We start from the raw sequence: 21390 nt of genomic DNA, 5'->3' as shown, positions 1-21390 counted from the left end.
GGCGCGAAAGAAGAGGAGAGATCATGACATTCGGGGACGACCTGCGACGCACGATCAGAGGACGGGTGCTGGTCGCCGGGGACGAGGGGTTCGAACAGGCCGGGAAGGCGTGGAACCTCTCGGTGGACCAGCGGGTCAGGGCCGTGGTGGAGGCGGAGGACGCCGACGATGTGGCCGCGCTGGCCGCCCACGCCCACCGGGCGGGACTGTCGGTGGCCGCCCAGCCGAGCGGTCACGGCGCGTCCGGTGACACGGACGGGGTGATCCTGCTGCGTACCCGGCGGCTCGGCGGCGTGGAGGTGCGGCCGGAGCGGCGCACCGCCCGGGTCGGGGCGGGCGTGGCGTGGGGCGAGGTGCTGGCGGCGACGAGCCCGTACGGCCTGACCGGTCTGGCGGGCAGCTCACCCGCGCCCAACGTGGTGGCCTACACCCTCGGCGGCGGCCTGAGCTGGTTCAGCCGCAGGTACGGCTTCGCCGCCGACGGCGTCCGCGCCTTCGAGGTCGTCGACGCCGAGGGCCGCCGGGGCACCGTGACCGCCGACTCCGACGCCGAGCTGTTCTGGGCGCTGCGCGGCGGCGGCGGGGACTTCGCGCTGGTCACCGCCATCGAGTTCGACCTGCACCCGGCGCCCGCCCTGTACGGCGGGCGCGTCATGTGGCCGGCCGAGCGGGCGCCCGAGGTGCTGGCCGCCTTCCGGGAGATCACCGGGGACGCTCCCGAGGAACTGACCGTGTGGTTCCAGCTGCTGAACCTCCCGCCGCTCCCGGAGCTCCCGGAGTTCCTGCGGGGCCGGTCGGTGGTGACCGTGGACACCACGTTCCTAGGTGAGGCGGGTGAGGCCCAGGCGCTGCTGCGCCGCCTCGACAAGATCGACGGTTCGATCATGGACGGCCGGGGGACGCTCCCGGTGGCCGAGCTGGGCGGCGTCTGCGCCGAGCCCACCGCCCCGTCGCCCACCCTCTCCCGGGGGGAACTGCTGACCGCCCTGGACGACACGGTGGCCGGGGCGCTGCTGGCCGAGCCCACCGCCCCGCTGTCCGTCGTGCAGCTCCGCCACCTGGGCGGGGCGCTGGCCCGCCCGGCCGAGGGCGGCGGCGCCTGCGGCCACCTCGCCGAGCCGTACATCCTCGGCCTGATCGGTGTCGTGCCGGATCCCGGGCTGGCGCCCGCGGTGGCGGACCGGCGGGAGGCCATCGTGGCCCGTCTCGGGCGGTACGTCAGCGGGCGCAAGCCGTTCACCTATCTCGGGAGCGGGGAGCGGGCGGCGGCGGCCTTCCCGGACGACGTCCTGGCCCGGCTCCGCGACGTCAAGCGGGCCCGCGACCCGCGCGGGGTGTTCCGGAGCAACCACCCGGTCCTGGGCTGAGGCCGGAAGAACGCGCCCGGCGCGGTCGTCTCCGCGGGAGGCGGTGGCGGCCGCGCCGGGGCTCAGCGGGGGGACATCAGGAGAAGGTGGGCACGGGCGGGGTGCCGGTGCCGTTCCAGGAGCCGATGTAGCCGAAGGTCGTGGAGCCTCCGGCGGGGATCGTGCCGTTCCAGTCGGCGTTGGCGAAGGTGTAGGCGGACCCGGCGGCGGTCATCCTGGCGCTCCAGACCTGGGTGACGCCGACCCCGGAGGGGTAGGTCAGCGTGGTCTTCCAGGAGGTGACGGCGCTCGTGCACCTGATCGTGATCTCGCCCTGGAAGCCGCCCTGCCAGGAGTTGACCAGCTTGTAGGAGGGCGTGCAGCCGCTCGCCTGGCCGGCCAGGGTGGTGAAGCCCACCGTTCCGGACGCCGGGGAGGTGTTGCCCGCGGCGTCGCGGGCGATGACGTGGACGGTGTAGGCGGTGCTCGGGGAGAGACCCGTGAGGGTGAGGGTGGTTCCGGTGGCCGAGCCGAGTTTGGTGGTTCCGGAGTAGACGTCGTAGCCGGTGACGCCGACGTTGTCGGTCGCGGCGGTCCAGGTCAGCGCCGCTCCGGAGGAGGTGACGGACGACACCGACGGCGTGCCCGGCGCGGTCGGCGGCGTGGTGTCGGAGGGGTCGGGACCGCCGGCGGCCAGCGCGTCGTGGATCGCGGTGTAGGCGGGCTTCCTGCCGTAGTTCTCGTCGTACGGCAGGGCCGCGCCCTCCCCCGGGAAGGTGTCGGGCACCCAGGAGTACTTGTCGGTGAAGCCCCAGATCGTGACCCCCACGCACCGGCTCACCGCGAGGCAGGCGTCCATGATGTTGCGGTAGTAGGTGGCCTGCTGGGCGTCCTTGGACGAGTCGCGGGGGGTCTTCATCCGGATGTCGATCTCGGTGAACCGGACGTCGACCCCGAGGTCGGCGAAGCGCTGGACGTTCTCCTTGACCTGGCCGGGGAAGCCGTACTGCAGGGAGAGGTGGCCCTGGAAGCCGACGCAGTCGATCGGGACGCCCTGCCCGCGCAGTGTCTTGACCAGGTTGTACATTCCGGTGCTCTTGGAGTTGACGCCTTCGACGTTGTAGTCGTTGATGCACAGCTTGGCGTCGGGGTCGGCGGCGCGGGCGGCGCGGAAGGCGTCGGCGATGTAGCCGCTGCCGAGCTTCCGGTACCAGAACGAGTCGCGCATCGTCCCGTCCTCGTTGAACGCCTCGTTCACGACGTCCCAGGACTTGACGACGGGGTTGTCGGCGTAGCGTCCGACGACCTTGGCGATGTGGTTGTTCATCGCCGAGCGCATGCCGGTGGCGTCGAGGTTCTCCACCCAGCTCGGTGTCTGGCTGTGCCAGACCAGGGTGTGCCCGTGCACCTGCTGGCCGTTCTGCTCGGCGAAGGCGACGACGGCGTCCGCGCCGGAGAAGGTGAACTGGTTCGGGTTCGGCTCGGTGGACTCCCACTTCATGGCGTTCTCGGCCGTGATCTGGTTGAACTCGGTGGCCGCGATGGTCCGGTAGGACGGCTCGTTCGCCAGCTGGCCGGTGGCCACCGCCGTGCCGATGAACCTGCCGCGCGCCTCGGCGTGCGCGCGCAGCGGCTGTGAGGCGTGGGCGGGGGACGCCGTGACGACGGCCGCGACGAGGGCCGGGGCGATCGGCAGGAGGGCGATCGCTCCGGCTGTGATCGCCCTGCGCGTTCGTGACATGGGTGTTCCTTCCTGGGGGGAGACGGGTCCGGGACCCGCGGATCGGAAACTTGTGGCACGCCGCCGAAACTTTCAGAATCGGCGTGAGGTGAGGGGGTACGGCCGGGGCCGTACCCCCTCTCCGGAGGGAGCCCGTCGGCGGTGGTCAGGGACCGCCGGGGGCCGTCAGGGACCTTGAGGGGCCGTCAGGGACCTTCAAGGGTTTGAGAGCCTTCAGGGGAAGGTGGGCGCGGGCGGGGTGCCGGTGCCGTTCCAGGAGCCGATGTAGCCGAAGGTGACCGACCCGCCGGTGGGGACCGAGCCGTTGTAGCCGACGTTGGCGAAGGCGTAGGTGGACCCGGCGGCGGTCATCGTGGCGTTCCAGACCTGGGTGACGCCGACCCCGGAGGGGTAGGTCAGGCTGGTCTTCCAGGAGGTGACGGCGCTCGTGCACTTGAGGGTGATCTCGGCCTGGAAGCCGCCCTGCCAGGAGTTGACCAGCTTGTAGGAGGGCGTGCAGCCGCTCGCCTGCCCGGCCAGGGTGGTGAACGAGGCGCTGTCGGAGGCGTCGGAGACGTTCCCGGCGGCGTCGCGGGCGACGACGTGGACGGTGTAGGCGGTGCTCGGGGAGAGACCCGTGAGGGTGAGGGTGGTGGTCGTGGCCGAGCCGAGCTTCGTGGTGCCGGAGTAGACGTCGTAGCCGGTGACGCCGACGTTGTCGGTCGCGGCGGTCCAGGTCAGCGTGGCGCCGGAGGAGGTGATCCCGGAGACCGCGGGCTTGCCGGGCTTGCCGGGCTTCTGGGTGTCGGGGTCGGGGTTCGGGCCGCCGTAGATCGTGGCCTCGCGGGAGGTCGACGCGATGCCGTCGGCCCCGTTGAAGAGGCGCTGGCCCCAGCTCGTCAGGCTGGCGGAGTTGAAGTTGTTGACCTGGTCGAGATACTCGACGCCGCCGCCGTTGCCGCTCCAGGACCAGCCGAGGTAGCCGAGGCCCCGGGACTGCGCCTGGGCCATGATCGTGTCCTCGTCGGGGTTGCCGTCGGAGTGGTTGAACCCGAACTCACTGATCACCAACGGCAGGTTCGCCGTCTGGAAGCGCTGCATGTAGTCGGTGACCTCGGAGGCGGTGTCGAACACGCCGTACATGTGGACGGAGAAGACGGTGTTGCGCTGCGGGTCGGCGGCGAACACGGTCGCCGCGTTGTCGCGCATGGTGAAGCTCCAGTCCTGGCCCCAGTTGGGGGCGTCGACCATGAGCAGGTGCTGGAACCCGGCATCCCGCATCCGCTTGACCGCGGCGGAGGTCGCCTGGGTCCAGCCGGGGGTGGTGGCGGTGTTGCCGAACGGCTCGTTGCCGATGTTGATGACGACGTAGTCCTCCTGGCCGGTGACCGCGCTCTTCACACTGACCCAGTAGTCGACGGCCTGGTCGAGGGTGTAGGCGCCGCTCTGCTCGCCGTACCCGGTGGTGTCGTGGTTCTCCAGCACGCAGATCAGCTTGTTCTGCTTGCACAGCGAGACGACATTGGCCACGTCGGAGGCGGCGTTGGGGGTCCAGCGCCCGCCGCTCAGCACCACGCGGACGGTGTTTGCGCCGTGGGACTTGATGCCGGCGAAGGAGCCGGTCTGGGCCGGGTACCAGGTGTGCGCGTGGCTGGTGCCGCGCATGACGAACGGGGTGCCGTTCCCCTCAAGGATCTTGGTGCCGCTCACGTGGAGCCCGGTGGCGGCGTGGGCGGCGGGGGGCGCCCAGACGAAGAACGATGCCAGGAGCGCGACGAGGAATGCGAGTCGTATTCTCATACCTGCCTCTTCCGGGATGACCCGGAGGTCGTGCGAGGGTGGGGGTGTCGTAGGGGCCGGGGGAGAGGGGCCCGGCCGGACGGAGGGGTCCGTCACGTCCGGCCGGGGGCCCGGGGCCGCGCCCGCGGCGAGAGTGGGAGAACCGGGGCACGGCGGTCAGGGGTGGATCCGCCGCGCGGTGCGGGAAGGACTCACCGCGCGGCGGGCTCACGGGGTCAGTTCGCGGTGCAGGTGACCGCGGGGACCGCGTTGGTGCCGTTCTGGGTCCCGGTGAACCCGAAGGCGGCCGTGGCGCCGGGCGCCAGGTTGCCGTTCCAGGAGATGTTCCTGACGGTCACGTCCGCCCCGCTCTGGGTGTGGGAGCCGTTCCAGAGCTGGGTGATCGTCTGGCCGTTCGCGAACTTCCAGTTCAGGGTCCAGCCGCTGATGGCCGAGGCGCCCTCGTTCTTGACCGTCACGTCGGCCTGGAAGCCGCCGCCCCAGGAGCTGGTGATCTTGTAGGCGGCGGTGCAGCCGCCGGCCGGGGGCGCCGTCGTGGTGAACGACGTGGTGGCGGACGCGGGGGAGGCGTTCCCGGCGGCGTCGCGGGCGATGACGTGGACGGTGTAGGCGGTGCTCGGGGTCAGGCCGGTGAGGGTGAGGGTGGTGGTCGTGGCCGAGCCGAGTTTGGTGGTGCCGGAGTAGACGTCGTAGCCGGTGACGCCGACGTTGTCGGTCGCGGCGGTCCAGGTCAGCGCCGCTCCGGAGGAGGTGACGGCGGAGACGGCGGGCTTGCCGGGCGCGGTCGGCGCGGTCGTGTCCGGCACCGGCGGCGGCTCGTCACCGGGCGGGTCGCCCCACACCTTGGCCGTCCCCGCGTACAGGGTGATGTTCGACGTGCGGACCGGCGTCGCGCCCGGGGTGGTCGGGATGTTCTTGTACGACCAGTCGTTGGACGGGTCCCACGTGCCGGTGCTGGCGATGCGGAACTGCACCTCGCGCCGGTGCTGCGACTGGCCCGCCGGGGCGATCGAGGTGCCCGAGCAGTCCACGGTGACGTAGTAGGTCTTCCCCGACAGCAGGGTCGGCCCGGTGGGCGCCTTGCACTGGTTGTAGGCCGAGGTGACCGTGACCTGGCTCGCGGTGGTGTCGCCGTCGAGGGTGAAGTAGTAGCGGAACGAGCCGTTGTCCAGGACGCGGGCCGGCCAGGCGGACTGGTTCCTGACGATGGCCTTGATCTCGGTGAACGTCGTGCCGGAGGCGTTCACCCCGGCCTCCACGAACATCTCCGGGCCGTCGGGCGTCTCGGCCTTGGGGAAGCCGGCCGACGGGGCTCCGCCGTACTCGGAGTACAGGCGGGCGAGCGCGCTGGTGAAGCCGGCGTTGTAGTCGGTGGCGACCTCGTTCATCACGTAGTCGTCGCGCTTGTCGCTGTAGGCGTCGTCGGGGTCGGGCGGGCCGCCGACGAGCGCGCCGTACAGGGTGTGGCGGGTCTCGACCGGGTTGGTCATCTGGTCGGTCCACGAGCCGTGCGCGGTGCGGTGGTGCGGGTTCTTCGGCGGGTTGTTGCCGAAACCGATCACGTAGGAGGAGTTGCGCGGGTTGTCGCCGAGCGCGTAGTCGATCTGGCGCTTGGCGAAGTCGTGGTAGCGCGCCTTGCGGGTCGGGTCGGTGATCGTGTCGGCGTGGACCAGCGCCGCGAACGAGGTGTTGGCGGCGTAGCGCAGCGACCCCCACCGGTCGAGTACGGCCTGGCCGCCCGGCGAGTACTTCACCCGCTGGCCGTTGACGCCGACCGTCCAGTAGTCGAGCCAGCGGTTGGCGTCGTCGAGGTAGCGCTGCTTGCCGGTCAGCTTGTTCAGCAGCACGTAGGCGCCGTACGACTTGTCGTCCCAGGCGATCGTCCACTTGTACGACTTCGTTGTGGACTGCGGCTCGGTGCCGAGGTTGTCGTAGTAGGACTCGGCCTTGGCGAGGTAGGAGGCGTCCTTGGTGGCCCGGTACAGCCAGATGGCGCCCCAGACCAGCTCGTCGTTGTAGCCGCTCCAGGAGTTGTAGTAGCCCTGGGCGTCGGAGATGCAGTCGCTGTACTTCTTCCGCACGGTGTCGGCGAAGGTGTACAGCTGCTTGGCGTGCGTCAGCAGCGTGTCGGCGTAGGACGGGTTCGTCGGGCGGAAGACCATCGAGGAGGCGGCCATCGCGGCCGCGGTCTCCCCGGCGAGGTCGGATCCGCCGCAGGAGGCGTCGATCTTGTAGGCGGGTCGCTCCATCTGCATCGCCTCGGCCGGACCCCACCAGGCGTGGTCCTTGCCGCCGTTGCCGACCTGCCCGTAGAGCACGTTCGGCGACGGGTGGGCCTTGATGAAGTAGTCGTTGACGAACTTCAGGTTGTTCAGCAGGTGGGTGAGCTGCCCGGAGGAGTCGTAGGCGTCGCGGTACTCCACCGCCCCCCAGGCCAGCATCGTCGTGCTGGCCGCCATGGGCAGGCCGAACTTGACGTGGTCGCCGGCGTCGTACCAGCCGCCGGTCAGGTCGAGCCCGGCGTCCTTGCCGTCGTTGAGGGCCGAGTCGCCGCGCCAGCCGACGCGGTTCCAGCTCGGCAGCTTGCCGGACTGCTGGGCCTCGTAGAACCAGATGGACTTCTGCAGGGCGTCGCCGTAGGCGAACGCCGGGGCGGCGCTCGCCGGCGCCGCCTGGACCACGGCGGGCAGCGGGGCGGCGACCACGGCCGCCAGGCCGAGTGCCGCCAGGTGTTTCCTCATCGGGGGGTGCCTCTCGGGAGACGAGACGGTGCTTGCGGATGAGACGGGGCCGCGGGCCGGCCGGCGCCGGGGGTACGGCGGGCCGGTGTCGGGTGGGACACGGCCGGGCGGGGGAGCGGAGGGGGAGCGGGGGAAGGGTGCGGCGTGTCCGCCGATGGATGGTGCTCGGGGCGTGACAGCAGGTCAGGGGTGCCGTCACGCCCCGAGGTCTATGGGGAGTACGGCCGGCCGGGAGCCGGCCGTACTCCGTCGGGGCGGGGAGCGGGCCGGCCGGGGCGCCGGCCCGCTCCCTCAGGGAGGTCAGCCGAAGAGCCGGCCGTACTCCGCCAGGGCGACGGCCACGTCGACCTGGGCCCAGAACCGGTGGTAGTTGAAGGTCGGCGCGGGACCGGTGCCCTTCAGGAAGGCGTCCACCTTCGGCCAGCTCGGGTCGTTCTTGTAGAAGGACCGGATCGACATGAAGGTGGAGTTGGAGTCGATCACGTCGCCGTTCGGCATCTTGCCGGTCCAGCCGGCCGGGACGTAGACCGGGTCGTTGAGGCGGCTGTAGTCGGCCTTGGTCTCCGGGGTGGAGACGCCCTTGGCGTCCTGGTCGTTCTTCCACATGCCGTCGAGCAGCGCCTTGGCGATGCCCTGGGCCTTGGTGTCGCCCGCCTTGGCCGCGTAGTACATCAGCACCTTGGCGTAGGAGCCGGCCACGCCGACGTCCGAGGTGTAGTCGCGGATGCTGACGTGCAGCTTGGTGTTGTCACGCGGGTTGTTCGGGTCCCAGGTCTCCGGCTGGCCGGTCCACACCAGGGTCGAGGGGATCTGGTAGGTCCCGTCGGCGTTGATCGTGGTGTTGTCGGTCGCCCACTTGACCCACTTGTCCAGGACGAGCTTGGCGTCGGCGTTGCCGGTCGCGTAGTACAGCTCCGCGACGCGCTCCATGGACCAGGCCTGGAAGCCGAACCACTGGTTGGACGGCGGGTCGTGGTAGACCGGCTGCCAGTCGTAGGCCATGCCGTAGAAGGTCGGCAGGGTCGACGGCGGGGCGGCGTAGTGGCCCTGCCAGCTGTTGGTGGCGCCACCGGCGATCGCGCCCTCGGTCGACTGCAGCCAGCGGTAGAACTCCATCTGCCGCTTGGTGCTGGTGGTCCAGTCCTGTACGGCGGTCGCGCCCTTGGGCTTGAGGGCGTCCACGCTGGACAGGGCCCAGGCGGCCATCGGGTTCTGGTAGCCGGAGTGGTTGTGGCTGGAGCCGATCCGCCAGGCCCAGCCGGCGGAGGTGTCGAGCGCGCCGCCCCAGGCGTAGTACCAGCTCAGCAGGTACGCGGAGCTGTCCTTGCCGGTGCCGGCCGCGCAGGAGGTGCTGGTGCAGCCCTGCTTCTTGAAGTACTTGTCGTACATCGCGTAGCGCAGGTAGTCACCCATCTTCGCGGCCTTGGTGACCGAGCCGGCGACCTGCGACTCCTTGCCCTGCTCCTTGGCCCAGGTGTGCGCCCAGTAGGCGACCTGGACGGCGCGGGCGTCGGCGTCGGGGGCGTTGGTGTACTTCCACTGCTTGGCGTAGCTGCTGTCCCCGGTGAACAGGTCGAGGAAGCCGTTCTTGCCGCCGTGCTTGAAGGTGTCGCAGGACGGCTGCGGGATGGTCTCGAAGACCGACTCCTCCGGGCCGCGCTGGTAGGTGTTGATGTAGGCGGGCTTGGTGGTGCCGTCACCGCAGCGGCCGAAGCCGTAGGTGTTGTCGACGTCCAGCAGCCAGTGCATGCCGTAGATGTCGCTGGTGCCGTAGGCGCTCTTCAGCTCGTTCGCGAGCGGGTCGACGCCGACGCTCACACCGCCGTCCAGCTTGGACGGGTACTGCTTGATGTCGTCCCACTCGCCGGCGTAGGTGGCGGGCTTGGACGGGTTGTAGAAGGAGTTGGTCGGCTGGTCCGCGGTGGCGGGGATGATGTACTTCTCCATCGAGGCCCAGGCGGCGTTGAACTTGGTCCAGTCGCCGGTCACCCTGCCGTAGGCGGCCTCCAGCCACAGGTAGTAGCTGTAGGCCTCGGAGGTGGTCTCGTGCCCGTGGTCGGGCGCCTCGACCATGAAGGTCTCCACCGAGTGGTACGGCACGCCCTCCGGCGAGAAGTAGCCGTTGGCCGGGTCCTTGAGCTTGTTGTACATCGTGGTGAAGCGCTGGATGTACTCGTTGTCGCCGCCGGCGGTGTCGTTGTCCACCTCGGTGACGGTCGCCTTGGCCGAGGTGTGGCCGGCGGCGGTCGAGGTGAACTCGGCGGTGCCGGAGGTCTTGTCGGCGTCCTCGGCTGCGGCGATCTTCACCGTCTGGGCGGTGTTCCAGTTGGCCGGGGTGAAGGTGAGCGTCCCGCCGGAGGCGACCGTCAGGTCGGTGTCGCCGCTGGTCCTGGTGGTCGTCACGGTGACGTTCGAGGCCGGGGCCTTGGAGAGCTTGACCGACAGGTTCGCGCTGCCGCCCTCGGGGACGGCGAGGGTCGCCGGGCTCAGGACGACCGCGGGGGCGCTGTCGGCCCGCACGCTGATCCCCACGGGATCGGAGGTGCCGGAGGCGCCCTTGTCGTCGGTCGCCTTCGCGGTGATCGAGTAGTCGCCCGCCGCCACGCCGGTCCAGCTGTAGGAGTACGGCGCGGTCGTGTCGGTGCCCAGCAGGGTGTTGCCGTTGTAGAACTCGACCTTGGAGACCGTGCCGTCGGAGTCGGCCGCGTCGGCGGTGATGTCCACCGTGGCGGGCGCGGTGAAGCTGGCGCCCGCGACCGGCTTGGTGACCTTCGCGGTGGGCGCCTGGTTGACGGGGCCGGAACCGCCGCAGGTGGCGCCGTTGATCGAGAAGCTGGTCGGCTTGGGGTTGGACCCGGACCAGGTGCCGTTGAAGCCGATGTTGGTCGAGGCTCCGGTGGCGAGGCCGCCGTTCCAGTCGAGGTTCTTCGCGGTGACGTTCTGGCCGCTCTGCGACCAGGTGGCGCTCCAGCCCTGCTGGATCTTCTGCGCGGCGTTCGGGAAGGCGAACCCGAGAGTCCAGCCGTTCAGTGCGTCACCGAGGTTCTTGATCGTTATACTGGCGGTGAAGCCGCCCTGCCAGTCGTTGGTGGTGTAGGTGACCTCACAGGCGACGGCCGCCTGCGCGGGCGCGGCGGCCAGCGCGGTGGTCATCCCGGCCGCCACGCTGAGCAGCGCCAGTCCGGCGATCCGTCTCCGGAAGCGTGGGAGCGCTCCCGTTCTACGCGGGGATTGAGGCATCGGGAAGGTCCTCCAGGGGGTGGGTCGGCGCAAAACCGCTGGTTGCGGTCACGCACCGGTTGGAGCCGGGGGAAAGGGGGGTGGGAGCGCTCCCAAAAGGGATTTTTTGAGGCTGGGTGTCCGGATGTCAATGGGATGGATTCCGGGTTACACCCGTGTTTCACGCCGCGGGCCGTCAGGCTGCTGAGATCCCTGCGGGGAATTTCCCGCCGGGTGAAACTTTCATGCGCCCGAGACGGCCGACGGGGGCCCGTTCCTCCGGGACGGAGCCGGCCCGCGGGCTCGGAAGGAGCGCGCGGGCCGAGGGCCGAGAAGGCCGGAGAGGCCGGGGAAACCAGGGGACGGAGAGTCGAGGCCGAGGGACCGGGGCCCGGGAGCCGGAGAGCCGGGGGAGCCAGGGAGGCCGGAGAGCCGGGGGAGCCGGGGAGGCCGGAGGGTCGGGCGTCCGGCTCCCCGGGACACAGCCGGCCCGCGGGGGCCCGGTCGCCGGGGAAGGACGGGACGCCGGGCCCCGGGAAGCCGCCCCGGGGCCCGGCGTCTCCGGGAAGGGATCAGGAACCGGAGCAGGTGACGCCGGACGGCTGGCCCGCCGTGCCGTTGGCGGTGAAGCCGACGGTGACCGACTGCCCGGCGCCCAGGTTCCGCGCCCAGTCGGGGCCCTGCGCCGTCCAGGTCGTGCCGGAGGCCGTGACGACGGCGTTCCACGCGCTGGCGAGCGTCACGCCCGAGGGCATCGTCCAGGTGGCCTTCCAGCCGTTCAGCGCCGAACCGCCGGAGTTCTTGATGGTCAGCTCGCCCTGGAAGCCGCCCTGCCAGGAGTTGACGAGCTTGTACGACGAGGTGCACGAGGACGGGTTCCCCGTGGGGGTGGCGGTGGGGTCGCCGGACGGGGAGGGCCCCGGGGTCCCGCCGTTCCCGCCCGACGGCGGGATCAGGTACGGCTGGAGGATGGACTGCTTGGCCTGGTCGACCGTGGTCCAGTCGTCCTTGAGGATGCCCCCGGTGTCACCGGAGTTGGGGTTCCACGACCAGTAGGTGAACGACATGCCGTTCACCCCGGTCCCGGTGTACTTCATCAGCTCCTGGAGCCAGACCTTGTCGATCGGGGACTGCAGGGTGGTGCCGAACTCGCCCATCATGATCGGCGCGATGTTCTGCTTGTAGAGGTAGCCCCAGTACCTGTCCCAGATCGCGGGCATGTTCGCCGGGTAGGACGGGTCGTCGAACCACGCCTGGTGGTAGACGGACGTGGCGTACTCGTGCGGCGAGTAGACCAGCCGGTTCGGCACGCTGAGCCGTACCGGGAACTGCCCTGCCTTGGACAGGTTGCCGCCCCACCAGCCGCAGTCCTCGTCGTTGCTCGGGTCGTTGTCCCAGATGTTGGACATGCCGCCGCTCGGGCAGCTCACGCCCTCGACGAAGATCAGCCAGTCGGGGTTGACCGACAGGACCGCGTTGCCCGCCCGCTCGGCGGCCAGCCGCCAGTCGCGCGCGGGGTCGCCGCAGCCCCAGCAGGACCCGGTGGCCGCCGGGTTGGTGCCCTCGGCGTGGGGCTCGTTGTGCAGGTCGGCGCCGATCACCGTGGTGTTGCCCGCGTAGCGCCGGGCGAGCGTCTTCCAGTCGTCGATCCACGTGCTCTCCGGCGTCGCGGAGACGTACCACAGGGCCGACTGTCCGGCGGAGGTCGGGCGGTGCCGGTCGAGGATGACCCGCATGCCCTTGCCGCCCGCGTAGGCGATGACCTTGTCGAGGATCTGCAGCGGGCTGTTCCCGACCAGGTCGGGGTTGACGAAGTCGTTGATGCCGGTGGCCGTCGCACCGGCCTTGAGCGCGTCGTTGGAGAACGGCACGCGCAGGGTGTTGTAGCCGAGCGAGGCCATCTTGTCGATCTGGCTCCGCCACGGGTTGCTCGACCACAGGCCGTGGAAGGTCCTGTTGTCGGTCTCCATGCCGAACCAGTTGATGCCGGTCAGCCGGACGGTCGCCCCCGTACTGTCGACGATCTTGTTGCCGGAGGTGTGCAGGTAGCCGGTGCCGGTGCCGCCCGCCGCGCCTGCGGGGGAGGAGACGAACGCGACCGCCAGCGCCGAGGTGACGACGAGCGCCGCCAGCGCCGCCATCCACCTGCGAACACGCAGGACTCTCATCGGGTGCCCTTCGAGGAGTCGAGGACGGATCTGCCCGCGGGGGGATCCCCGCGAGGGAGGGTGGAGGGTGCGGCCGGTCGCGTCGTCATGCTTGGACGCCCGGCGGACGCGCGTCAACCGCCCGCCACCGGCTCCGTCTCCCCCGCGGACCGTGTGACCTGCGCCGTCCCGGCCCCGTACGGCTCCCGCCTTCCCTCCGGTTCCGTGAAAGTTTCACCGGCCGCGCCCCGCGGGACGCGGTGCGGACCGGTCCCGATGCCCGCGGCACCGGTCCGCGCCCCCGGTACGGCGGGACGCGGCCGGTGGTGGCGCCCGCGCCGGACGTCACGGGCCGGAGCCGCGCCCCGGGCGGTCACCGGCGGGACGCGGCCGGCCGGTCAGCCGACCAGCGCCAGTGCCACGTACCGGAGCTGGGCCTTCAGCGCGTCACGGAACTCGTCCGACAGGGCGCCCTCCCGGTACCGGGTGTCGATCTTCTCCCGGACCGCGGTGAGCTCACCGGAGCAGCAGACGACGTTGTCCAGCACCTGGCGCAGGTCCAGCGCCACATCCGGACGTATGCCGCCCCTGCTCTCCCCCTCGGCGAGCAGCGCGTTGAAGCCGCGCACGCTCCCTTCCAGGTCCGGCAGTCGCGACACCTCCGCCACGGGGGCGGTCTCCAGCGACCCGCGGTCCGGCGGCGACCGCCGCGCGTGGGTCTTCCGGTCCGCATGCTGCGGCTCCCCCGAGGATCGCTCGGGGGAGCCGACGGGTCCGTCCCCGCCGTCCGCGGACCGGTCAGGGGGGTCCGCGGACGGCGTGGAAAGGTCCGCGAGCTGGTCAGGGGAGCCCGCGGACCGGTCTGGAGAGACAGGGGAGGAGGGGTCGGGGGAACGGGCCCGGCCCGGGGTGGGAGAGGCGCCGAGACGCGGGGTCGCGGACGGGGCGGGCCGGGTGGCGGGGCCGAGCGCCGTGCCCGGTCCGTGCCGCTGGCTTCCCGGGCCGAACATCTGGTGCCACGTCAGCGCGCCCGCCGCCAGCAGCACCGCGGCCGCCACCAGCGTCCATCGCACGATCACGGTCCGCGCCGTCGTACGGATCGTGGACGGCAGCCGGGCGAGCCGGTCGGCCACCTCGCGCGCCTTCGGCCGCTTCGCCGGATCGGCCGACAGGCAGCTCCGGCAGAGCGCGGCGACCTCGGGCGGCAGGCCCGGCGCCTGGACCTCCGGCGGGGGTCCCTCCCGTCTCGCGTTCTCGATCTCCTCCCAGGTCCGCTCCGGGTACGGCGGGCCGCCGGTGAGCATCTCGAACAGCAGCACGCCGAGCGCGTACACGTCGCCGGCCGGGTCGGCCGTCGTGCCGGTCAGCCGCTCCGGCGCGACGTAGGGAGGGGTGCCGTAGTCGGAGGTGTGGTCGTCGTCGTCCTCGCCGATGAACGCGGCGATGCCGAAGTCGAGCAGCTTGGCGCCGTCCGCGGTCAGCAGCACGTTCTCGGCGGTCACATCGCGGTGGACGATGCCGCGGGCATGGGCGGTGGCCAGCACGGCGGCCAGCCGGGCGGCGATGGCCGCCGCCTCCCGCCACGGCAGCGGCCCCTCGGCGATCCGGTCGGCCAGCGGCCGGCCCTCCAGCAGGCGCATGACCACGTAGGCGGCGAGACGGCCCCGGGTGGTGACCGTCTCGCCGTAGTCGTACACCTCGATCGCGTCCGGGTGGATGAGACGCGCGGTGGCGCGGGCCTCCCGGCGGATCAGCTCCCGGTCTCCCCGGTCGGAGCCGATCTCGCCGTCCAGCACCTTGACCGCCACCTGCCGCTGCAGGGACCGGTCGAAGGCACGCCAGATGACGCTCATGCCACCGGCCGCGATCGGCTCCACCAGGTCGTAGCGGCGGGCGAGGACGTCTCCCGCCCGGAGTCCGACGGGCTCAGGCGGACTCACGGACCACCAGCTCGGTGGGCAGGACCGGGTTGTTGCCCGCGCCGCCGGCCGTGGACGGCGACGACATGGCCAGCAGCAGCAGGCGGGCGGCCAGGGCGGCGAACTCCTCCACGGGTTGACGCACGGTGGTCAGCGGGGGAGAGGTCCGCCGGGCGATGGGGGCGTCGTCGAAGCCGATCACGGCCACGTCGTCCGGCACCCTTCGTCCGGCCCGCCGGAGCGTCTGGACGGCCGCGGCGGCCATCACGTCGGAGGCCGCGAACACCGCGTCCACGTTCGGCATCCGGCGCAGCAGCCACTGTGTGCCGTGCACGCCCGAGTTGTGGCTGAAGTCGCCGTAGGCCACCGGCACCCCGGTCATCCCGGCGAGGGCGAGTGTCTGCAGGAAGCCGTCGAGCCGGTCCCGCGCCGCCGGAAGGCCGGGCGGGCCCGCGATGACGGCGATGGACTTGCGTCCGCCGAGCAGCAGGTGCTCGGCGGCCTGCCGTCCGCCATCGCGGTTGTCCATGTCGACGTGCGGGAGTTCGATGCCCTCCGGCGGCTTGCCCAGGCACCGCACCGGTACTCCGGAGGCCGCCAGGGTGACCGCGAGCGGGTGCCGCTCCCTCGCGCCGATGAGGAGGACGCCGTCGACGCCGCCCGAGACCAGCGGTGGGGTGGCGATGGTCGAGGTGGCGGCGGTGGCCGTCATCATCGCGAGGGGGACGCCGTGGCGGGTGAGCACCTCCTCCGCCGCGGTGATCAGTCTGGCGTAGAACGGCTCGGTGAACAGACGATGCACCGGTTCGCAGAGCACCACGGCCACCATGTGGTCGCACCGGCGTCCGGCTCCGCCCCGGGGGGCGCGGTGCCGTACGTAACCGAGACGTGAGATCGCGTCGTGCACCTGCCTGCGGGTCGACGTGCTGACCCGCACCGATCCGGTGAGTACCCGGGACGCCGTGGCGGGGGAGACCCCCGCTTCAGCCGCGACCTGGGCAAGTGTGGGTAGATCTGACATAACTTCCTCCACACCAAGGTTCCGCACAGGTGGGAGCGCTCCCAGTGAACGTAGCATTGTTTCGGAAGTGTCAAAAGATGTTTCCAAAAAATCACTACATGTATGTCAATCTTCCCTGACTCGCCAGTCAGGGGCGAGTACCGCCATGGCGATCGAGTCATGCCAACCCCCGTCCCAGCGCAGGGCGTCGCGGTGCACGCCCTCCTGGACGAACCCGGCTTTCTTGTACACGTGCAGGGCCCGCTCGTTGAAGGCGAAGACCTCCAGGTGGATCCTGTGAAGCGGCGTGGTGGTGAAGGCGTGGCCGAGCACCAGCCGGATCGCCTCGCCGCCATACCCCCTGCCGAACACCTTGGGCCCGATCAGGGCGATGCGCAGGTTGCAGGAGAGGTTGTCGGTGTCGAGGTCGTTGAGGACGACCTCCCCGACATAGGCGCCGTCCTGGTCGTTGGCGCAGATCGCCAGGTCCAGCCGGTCGCCGTGCTCACCGCGGGTGGCGTACCAGCGCTTCGTCGCCTCGTGGTTGGGCGTCGCGTGCGAGCCGGTCAGCCGGCGGGTCTCCGGATCGTTGACCAGCTCCCACAGCCCCTCGACGTGCTCGGGCCCGACGGGGCGGAGCGTCACGCGGTCCCCGGGCAGGGTGGGTTTGTCGGCGAACATCATCCGGAATGTCTACCGGGCACGTCACCCGCCGGACAAGGGGGTTACGGCCAAGAGCCGTCAGGGGTTGGGGACAGGGATCACCAGGGGCCGCGGGTCCGGGTCGTGCCGGCGGGGCCGGCGACGCGGGCGCACGGCCGGACGGCCGGGGGTCGCGGGGCCCCGGCCGCGTCGCCGGCGAGCCCGGCGGCGCGCGCCCGGGTCACCAGGGGCCGTAGGGGCCCGAGTTGCCGCCCCGGCCGACCTCGCCGACGGCGGGCTTCACGTCCGCGAGGTAGATGCCGGCCGCGATCACCGCGGCGATGGCGAAGATGTTGAGCTGGCCGAGGCCGATCCCGAAGTAGCCCACCGCCGAGGCGAACGAGAAGAGGGCGGCCAGGCCCAGCACGATCAGCCAGAACTTCTTGCTCTTCTTGCCGGCGACCGCGAACGCTCGCGCCGACGTCCGTACGGCGTGGAAGAGGGCCCAGGCCGACATGGCGAACGCGGCGATGGAAAGCACCCAGAAGATCAGGTCCAGCACGCCGTGGATCTGAAACATCGCCTCTCCTAAACGCTCGCCTTGCCGCTGCATCTCAGACTAGTGCCGCCGGAACGCGCGTGCGGCACGCGAACAGAGATGGACAGAGGCGCATGGACAGAGGCGCCCGCCCCGCGTCCCCGCCGCGAGGAGCGGGCGGGGACGCGGGGCGGGCGCGGTGCCGGCGTCAGGAGCGCGCGGCGTTGTTCGGCTTGGTGGTGCGGGTGGTCTTCCTGGGCGAGGCGTTGGTGGCCGACGCGGCGATCGCCGGCTCGGCGGCCTCGGAGACCTCCTCCAGCTCCAGCGCGGCCTCGCCGGTCGTCCGGGAGACGACCTTGCGGCCCCGGGTGGCGAACTCCTCGTAGAGGCCGGTCGCCATGCTGGTGAACTGGTCGGCGTAGACGCGGGCCTTCTCCGGGAAGTCCTTGGCGTAGACCTCGGCCTTGCCGGCGAACGTCCTGGCCCGGTCGGGCAGGTCCTTGGCGGCCTCGCGGATCTCCTCGCGGCGACCCTGGAGCCGCTGCAGCTGGTCGGGGAGCTCGCGGAGCTTCTCGACCGCGAAGTCGCCCGCGCCCGCCACGGCGTAGAACGGCTTGGAGTCAGCCAGCTTCTTGACCTCGGTGGTGAACGTCATTGATCGGTCCTCCTGGTTTTCCGGTTCGATGTCCTGGGTTTCGCCGCCGCCTTCGGAGACCCGCCGTCCTCCGGCGTGGCCGGGCGGTCCCCCGGTGAGGGGACGGTCGCGGGACCTCCCGGAGAGGGAGTGGTCACGCGGTCCTCCGGCGAGGGCGTGCCGTCGGGCGAGGAGTCCGCGGCGCCCCCCGGAGACTCCGCCGCCGGGTGCGCGTCCCGCTCGGCACGCGCTCCCTCGGCCGGCGCCTCCGCCCGGTTCTCCTTGCGAAACGACTCGTAGATGTCGATCAGCACCTGGCGTTGCCGCTCGGTGATGCTGTGATCGGCTCTTATGGCGGTCAGCACGTCACTGTCGGGCACACGGTCCTCGATGAGGCCGGCCTGAACGTAAAGTGCCTGGGAGGAGATCTGCAGGCCCTTGGCGATCTGGTTGAGGATCTCCGCGCTGGGCTTGCGCAGGCCCCGCTCGATCTGGCTGAGGTAGGGGTTGGAGACCCCGGCCGAGGCGGCCAGCTGGCGCAGAGAGATCTTCGCCTGCGTGCGCTGCTCCCGGATGTACTCGCCGATCGAACCGACCTTCGGTAATGCCATGCCTCCAGTGTGCATCACACTGCTTGCAAATGCAAACACGATGGCTAACACCAGCAAACGGGGCCGGTGCGGTCTAGTGCGGGAGCAGCCAGAGCAGCGGGGCCGAGGAGGTCAGCGTGACCGAGAAGACGACGATGGCATAGCGGATCCGCCGGGGCAGGTCCGGAGCCGGGGTGACCAGGCGCTGCACCCGGGCCATCACCGCGTCGCAGGTGCCCGCCGCGCCGAGCGTGCCCTGCGGGGCCGGGACGCTGCCGGCCGTGCCGAAGCGCAGCAGGGCCGTGGCCAGGCGGCGGGGAGAGCAGTAGCGGCGGGCGGCGTCGTCGGCGGCCATCTCCACCAGCAGCCCGACCTCGCTCTGTATCCGCCTGACCAGCCGGGACCAGGGCAGCGCCCGGTGCAGGGCGGCGAACGGCAGCAGCACCAGGTCGTGGCGCTCACGGACGTGCGCGCTCTCGTGGGCGAGCACCGCGGTCAGCTCGTCGGGGGACAGCAGCTTCAGGGTGCCGGCGCTGACGACGACCTGGGAACGCAGGCCGGGCACGCAGTAGGCGGTGGCGCCGGGATGGTCGAGGACCCGCACCCCCGGGACGCCGGGATCGTCATGGGAGACGAGCGCCAGCAGGACGCGGTGGCGGCGCCGGGCGCGGAGCGTCTGGGAGGCCGCGGTGAGCAGCACGACGACCAGCACGGCCAGCGCGGTCAGCCCCGTGATGAGGGCGAGGATCCTCGGCACGTCGTAGGGGCCGGGGGCGTCGTAGCCGCCGTCGAAGGCCGAGCGGACGAAGGAGAGGAGGCCGTGCAGCACTCCCTGCCGGTAGGGCTCCAGGGCGTAGGCCAGCAGGGCGCCCGTCCCCGCCAGGCCCCAGGTCACTCCGAGCGCCTGCCACAGGACGATGGCCACATGGGGGGCGCGGTAGGTCCACCGCGCGTGGGTGAACCGCCAGGCTCCGACCGCGCAGACCACGGCGAGTATCGCCAGGGCTGCAGCGGTTATCACTCGTCCTCCAGCTCCGAAAGGGCTCTGAGCAGGATCTCCGCCTCGCTGCCGGAAACGGCCTGGGCGAACCTGGTGAGCGCGGCGGACCGGTCTCCGGTCATGTCCAACGCCTCAAGCATAAGCTCCGCGACGTACGCGTCGCGGCTCTCCGCCGGTTCGTAGCGCCAGGCGCGCCCGGAACGGGTGCGCACGAGGAAGCCCTTGCGGGTCAGTCGGTCGAGGACGGTCATCACGGTGGTGGGCGCGAGGTCGCGGTCGGCGATGAGACGCCCGACCTCGCGCGCCGTCACCGGAGATGACTGCGCCCAGATGATGTCCATGATGCTGCGTTCCAGCTCGCCCAGACCCTTCACGGGAACAAGCCTAGCTCCCGCACCACGAGGGGTAGTACTACGGGTTGTCGAGTCACCTCGGGTCACGCGGAAATGGCCTTCCCGTCAGGGTTCCCGGTCCCGGTCCCGGTCACTGCCCCGGCCCCGGTCACTGCCCCGGTCACGGGTTCCGGGGGGCGACCGCCGCCCAGTCGAGGGTCAGCTCACCGAGCCGCCAGCGGCCCTCGCCCCCGAGCGGCGGGCGCTCGGCCACCGGCCAGGACGCGGCGAGCGTCCGGGCGGCGGCGATCCAGCGCTGGCGCGCGCCGTGGGCGCCGAGCGCGGCGTTGACCGCCCAGGCCCGGTCGAAGTCGCGCAGGAAGGCGTGGACGGGCTCACCGGGGACGTTGCGGTGGATCAACGTCTTGGGCAGCCGCTCGGCGAGGTCGGAGGGGCGGTCGAAGGCGTCGAACCGGGCCGCGAAGGTCAGCGTCCGCGGCCCGTTCCCGTCGAGCCCCACCCAGGTCGCGCGGTGCCCCACCTCGGAGCAGGTGCCCTCGACGATCATCCCGCCCGGCGCGATCCGGCTCCGCAGCAGCGCCCAGTGGTCCCACGCCTCGGCCTCGCCGTACTGCCGCAGCACGTTGAAGGCCCGCACCAGCAGCGGCGGCCTGCCCACCGGCAGCTCGAAGCCGCCGAGCGCGAAGGACAGCCCCGGCCGCTCGTACGGCCTGGCCGCCGCCACCCGGGCCGGGTCGATCTCCACCCCGACGGCCTCGACCGACGGGCAGACCGCGCGCAGCCGCCCGAACAGCTCCAGGGTCGTGACGTGCGAGGCCCCGTAGCCGAGGTCGACCACCAGCGGGCGGTCCGCCGACCGCAGGAGCCGGCCGCAGGCGGCGGTGATCCACCGGTCCACCCGCCGCAGCCGGTTGTGGCCCGTGGTCCCCCTGGTGATCTCCCCGACCGGTTTCGCCATCGTCAGACGCGGTGGACCTTGTGCTGGGCGGCCTGGGCGCGGGGCCGGATGACCAGCCGGTCGACGTTCACGTGGGCGGGGCGGGTGACGCACCAGGCGATGGCGTCGGCGACGTCGTCGGCCGACAGGGGGCCGGGGACGCCCTCGTAGACGCGGTCGGCGGCGGAGGAGTCGCCCCGGAAGCGGTTCAGCGAGAACTCCTCGGTGTGCACCATCCCCGGGGCCACCTCGACGACCCGGACCGGCTCGCCGCACAGCTCCAGCCGCAGCACCTCGGTCATCGAGCTCTGGGCGTGCTTGGCCGCGACGTAACCGCCGCCGCCCTCGTAGGAGACCAGCCCGGCCACCGAGGTGAGCATCAGCAGCACGCCGTCGCCCGAGGCGATCAGGCGGGGCAGCAGCGCCCGGGTCATCCGGAGCGAGCCGAGCACGTTGACGTCGTACATCCGCTGCCAGTCGGCCAGGTCGGCGCCGGCCACCGGTTCGAGGCCGATCGCGCCGCCCGCGTTGTTCACCAGGACGTCGCAGCGGTCGAGCGAGGCGGCGAGTCCGTCCACCGACTCCTGGGAGGTCACGTCCAGCGTCACCGGGCGGATCCCGGGCACCTCGGCCGCCAGCTCGTCGAGACGGTCGCGGCGGCGCGCGCCCGCCACCACGTCGAATCCCTCCGCGGCCAGCCGGCGCGCCGTGGCCGCGCCGATCCCGCTGCTTGCACCCGTGACGACCGCTGTCTTCCTCATGGCGTCCCATCCTGCCAGGGCGGTTCACCGGTACCCCCGGGGA

16 protein-coding genes are annotated in these 21390 nt (G+C 71.6%); 1 reads left to right on the top strand and 15 read right to left on the bottom strand.

The window, feature by feature from the left end; genetic code table 11:
* The first annotated feature begins 23 nt into the window (after nt 1-23).
* Nucleotides 24-1367 (top strand): FAD-binding oxidoreductase, encoded by a 1344-nt coding sequence (locus ACFYSC_RS17285; RefSeq protein ID WP_389962086.1) that lies wholly within the window; start codon nt 24-26, stop codon nt 1365-1367.
* 76 nt (nt 1368-1443) lie between these two features.
* Here the strand turns inward: ACFYSC_RS17285 and ACFYSC_RS17280 are convergent, their stop codons facing one another.
* From ACFYSC_RS17280 to ACFYSC_RS17210, 15 genes are all read right to left on the bottom strand, one after another.
* Entirely contained in the window at nt 1444-3087 is a 1644-nt protein-coding gene (locus tag ACFYSC_RS17280; protein ID WP_389962084.1) for an endo-1,4-beta-xylanase, read from the bottom strand.
* A 213-nt stretch (nt 3088-3300) separates the two neighbouring features.
* Complete coding sequence (locus ACFYSC_RS17275; protein WP_389962082.1) at nt 3301-4866, bottom strand: cellulase family glycosylhydrolase; 1566 nt, start codon at nt 4864-4866, stop codon at nt 3301-3303.
* A 215-nt stretch (nt 4867-5081) separates the two neighbouring features.
* Nucleotides 5082-7607 carry a glycoside hydrolase family 9 protein gene (locus tag ACFYSC_RS17270; RefSeq protein WP_389962080.1) on the bottom strand — a complete coding sequence of 842 codons (2526 nt, stop codon included), beginning with the start codon at nt 7605-7607 and terminating at the stop codon, nt 5082-5084.
* Nucleotides 7608-7907: 300 nt separating this feature from the next.
* Nucleotides 7908-10847: a glycoside hydrolase family 48 protein gene (locus ACFYSC_RS17265; RefSeq protein WP_389962078.1), complete on the bottom strand. Its 2940-nt coding sequence runs from the start codon at nt 10845-10847 to the stop codon at nt 7908-7910.
* A 551-nt stretch (nt 10848-11398) separates the two neighbouring features.
* Complete coding sequence (locus ACFYSC_RS17260) at nt 11399-12994, bottom strand: cellulase family glycosylhydrolase (RefSeq protein ID WP_389962076.1); 1596 nt, start codon at nt 12992-12994, stop codon at nt 11399-11401.
* A 377-nt stretch (nt 12995-13371) separates the two neighbouring features.
* The gene (locus ACFYSC_RS17255; RefSeq protein ID WP_389962074.1) at nt 13372-14913 is read right to left on the bottom strand and encodes a serine/threonine-protein kinase; all 1542 of its coding nucleotides are present in this window, start codon (nt 14911-14913) and stop codon (nt 13372-13374) included.
* The gene (locus ACFYSC_RS17250) at nt 14900-15913 is read right to left on the bottom strand and encodes a LacI family DNA-binding transcriptional regulator (RefSeq protein ID WP_389962072.1); all 1014 of its coding nucleotides are present in this window, start codon (nt 15911-15913) and stop codon (nt 14900-14902) included. The genes ACFYSC_RS17255 and ACFYSC_RS17250 overlap by 14 nt, the downstream gene beginning before the upstream one ends.
* Before the next feature lie 105 nt (nt 15914-16018).
* Nucleotides 16019-16576 carry a GNAT family N-acetyltransferase gene (locus tag ACFYSC_RS17245; protein ID WP_389962069.1) on the bottom strand — a complete coding sequence of 186 codons (558 nt, stop codon included), beginning with the start codon at nt 16574-16576 and terminating at the stop codon, nt 16019-16021.
* A gap of 199 nt (nt 16577-16775) precedes the next feature.
* The gene (locus ACFYSC_RS17240; RefSeq protein ID WP_389962067.1) at nt 16776-17114 is read right to left on the bottom strand and encodes a DUF2516 family protein; all 339 of its coding nucleotides are present in this window, start codon (nt 17112-17114) and stop codon (nt 16776-16778) included.
* Nucleotides 17115-17280: 166 nt separating this feature from the next.
* Nucleotides 17281-17727 (bottom strand): hypothetical protein, encoded by a 447-nt coding sequence (locus ACFYSC_RS17235; RefSeq protein WP_389962065.1) that lies wholly within the window; start codon nt 17725-17727, stop codon nt 17281-17283.
* Nucleotides 17724-18317, bottom strand: coding sequence for a helix-turn-helix domain-containing protein (locus ACFYSC_RS17230; RefSeq protein ID WP_389962063.1), 594 nt, complete (start codon nt 18315-18317; stop codon nt 17724-17726). The genes ACFYSC_RS17235 and ACFYSC_RS17230 overlap by 4 nt, the downstream gene beginning before the upstream one ends.
* 73 nt (nt 18318-18390) lie before the next feature.
* Nucleotides 18391-19317, bottom strand: a complete 927-nt coding sequence (locus ACFYSC_RS17225) for a M56 family metallopeptidase (RefSeq protein ID WP_389962061.1) — start codon at nt 19315-19317, stop codon at nt 18391-18393.
* Nucleotides 19314-19670: a BlaI/MecI/CopY family transcriptional regulator gene (locus ACFYSC_RS17220; RefSeq protein ID WP_179819823.1), complete on the bottom strand. Its 357-nt coding sequence runs from the start codon at nt 19668-19670 to the stop codon at nt 19314-19316. Before ACFYSC_RS17220 ends, ACFYSC_RS17225 begins: the two co-directional genes overlap by 4 nt.
* A 139-nt stretch (nt 19671-19809) precedes the next feature.
* Complete coding sequence (locus ACFYSC_RS17215) at nt 19810-20607, bottom strand: class I SAM-dependent methyltransferase (RefSeq protein WP_389962059.1); 798 nt, start codon at nt 20605-20607, stop codon at nt 19810-19812.
* A 2-nt stretch (nt 20608-20609) separates the two neighbouring features.
* Nucleotides 20610-21347, bottom strand: a complete 738-nt coding sequence (locus ACFYSC_RS17210; RefSeq protein ID WP_389962057.1) for an SDR family NAD(P)-dependent oxidoreductase — start codon at nt 21345-21347, stop codon at nt 20610-20612.
* Nucleotides 21348-21390 lie beyond the last annotated feature (43 nt).

Origin of the sequence: Streptosporangium sp. NPDC004379, assembly GCF_042873875.1 — a bacterium.
In the GTDB taxonomy this organism is placed as follows: domain Bacteria; phylum Actinomycetota; class Actinomycetes; order Streptosporangiales; family Streptosporangiaceae; genus Streptosporangium.
Note: the sequence above shows the minus strand (reverse complement) of the source record. Positions and strands in the feature narration are given on the sequence as shown.

Bases quoted from the DNA above. Each gene is read 5' to 3' on its own strand.
- ACFYSC_RS17240 (WP_389962067.1), bottom strand. From the start codon at position 17,114: ATGTTTCAGATCCACGGCGTGCTGGACCTGATCTTCTGGGTGCTTTCC.
- ACFYSC_RS17245 (WP_389962069.1), bottom strand. From the start codon at position 16,576: ATGATGTTCGCCGACAAACCCACCCTGCCCGGGGACCGCGTGACGCTC.
- ACFYSC_RS17260 (WP_389962076.1), bottom strand. From the start codon at position 12,994: ATGAGAGTCCTGCGTGTTCGCAGGTGGATGGCGGCGCTGGCGGCGCTC.
- ACFYSC_RS17265 (WP_389962078.1), bottom strand. From the start codon at position 10,847: ATGCCTCAATCCCCGCGTAGAACGGGAGCGCTCCCACGCTTCCGGAGA.
- ACFYSC_RS17230 (WP_389962063.1), bottom strand. From the start codon at position 18,317: ATGGCATTACCGAAGGTCGGTTCGATCGGCGAGTACATCCGGGAGCAG.
- ACFYSC_RS17275 (WP_389962082.1), bottom strand. From the start codon at position 4,866: ATGAGAATACGACTCGCATTCCTCGTCGCGCTCCTGGCATCGTTCTTC.
- ACFYSC_RS17285 (WP_389962086.1), top strand. From the start codon at position 24: ATGACATTCGGGGACGACCTGCGACGCACGATCAGAGGACGGGTGCTG.
- ACFYSC_RS17215 (WP_389962059.1), bottom strand. From the start codon at position 20,607: ATGGCGAAACCGGTCGGGGAGATCACCAGGGGGACCACGGGCCACAAC.
- ACFYSC_RS17235 (WP_389962065.1), bottom strand. From the start codon at position 17,727: ATGACGTTCACCACCGAGGTCAAGAAGCTGGCTGACTCCAAGCCGTTC.
- ACFYSC_RS17250 (WP_389962072.1), bottom strand. From the start codon at position 15,913: ATGTCAGATCTACCCACACTTGCCCAGGTCGCGGCTGAAGCGGGGGTC.
- ACFYSC_RS17280 (WP_389962084.1), bottom strand. From the start codon at position 3,087: ATGTCACGAACGCGCAGGGCGATCACAGCCGGAGCGATCGCCCTCCTG.
- ACFYSC_RS17210 (WP_389962057.1), bottom strand. From the start codon at position 21,347: ATGAGGAAGACAGCGGTCGTCACGGGTGCAAGCAGCGGGATCGGCGCG.
- ACFYSC_RS17270 (WP_389962080.1), bottom strand. From the start codon at position 7,607: ATGAGGAAACACCTGGCGGCACTCGGCCTGGCGGCCGTGGTCGCCGCC.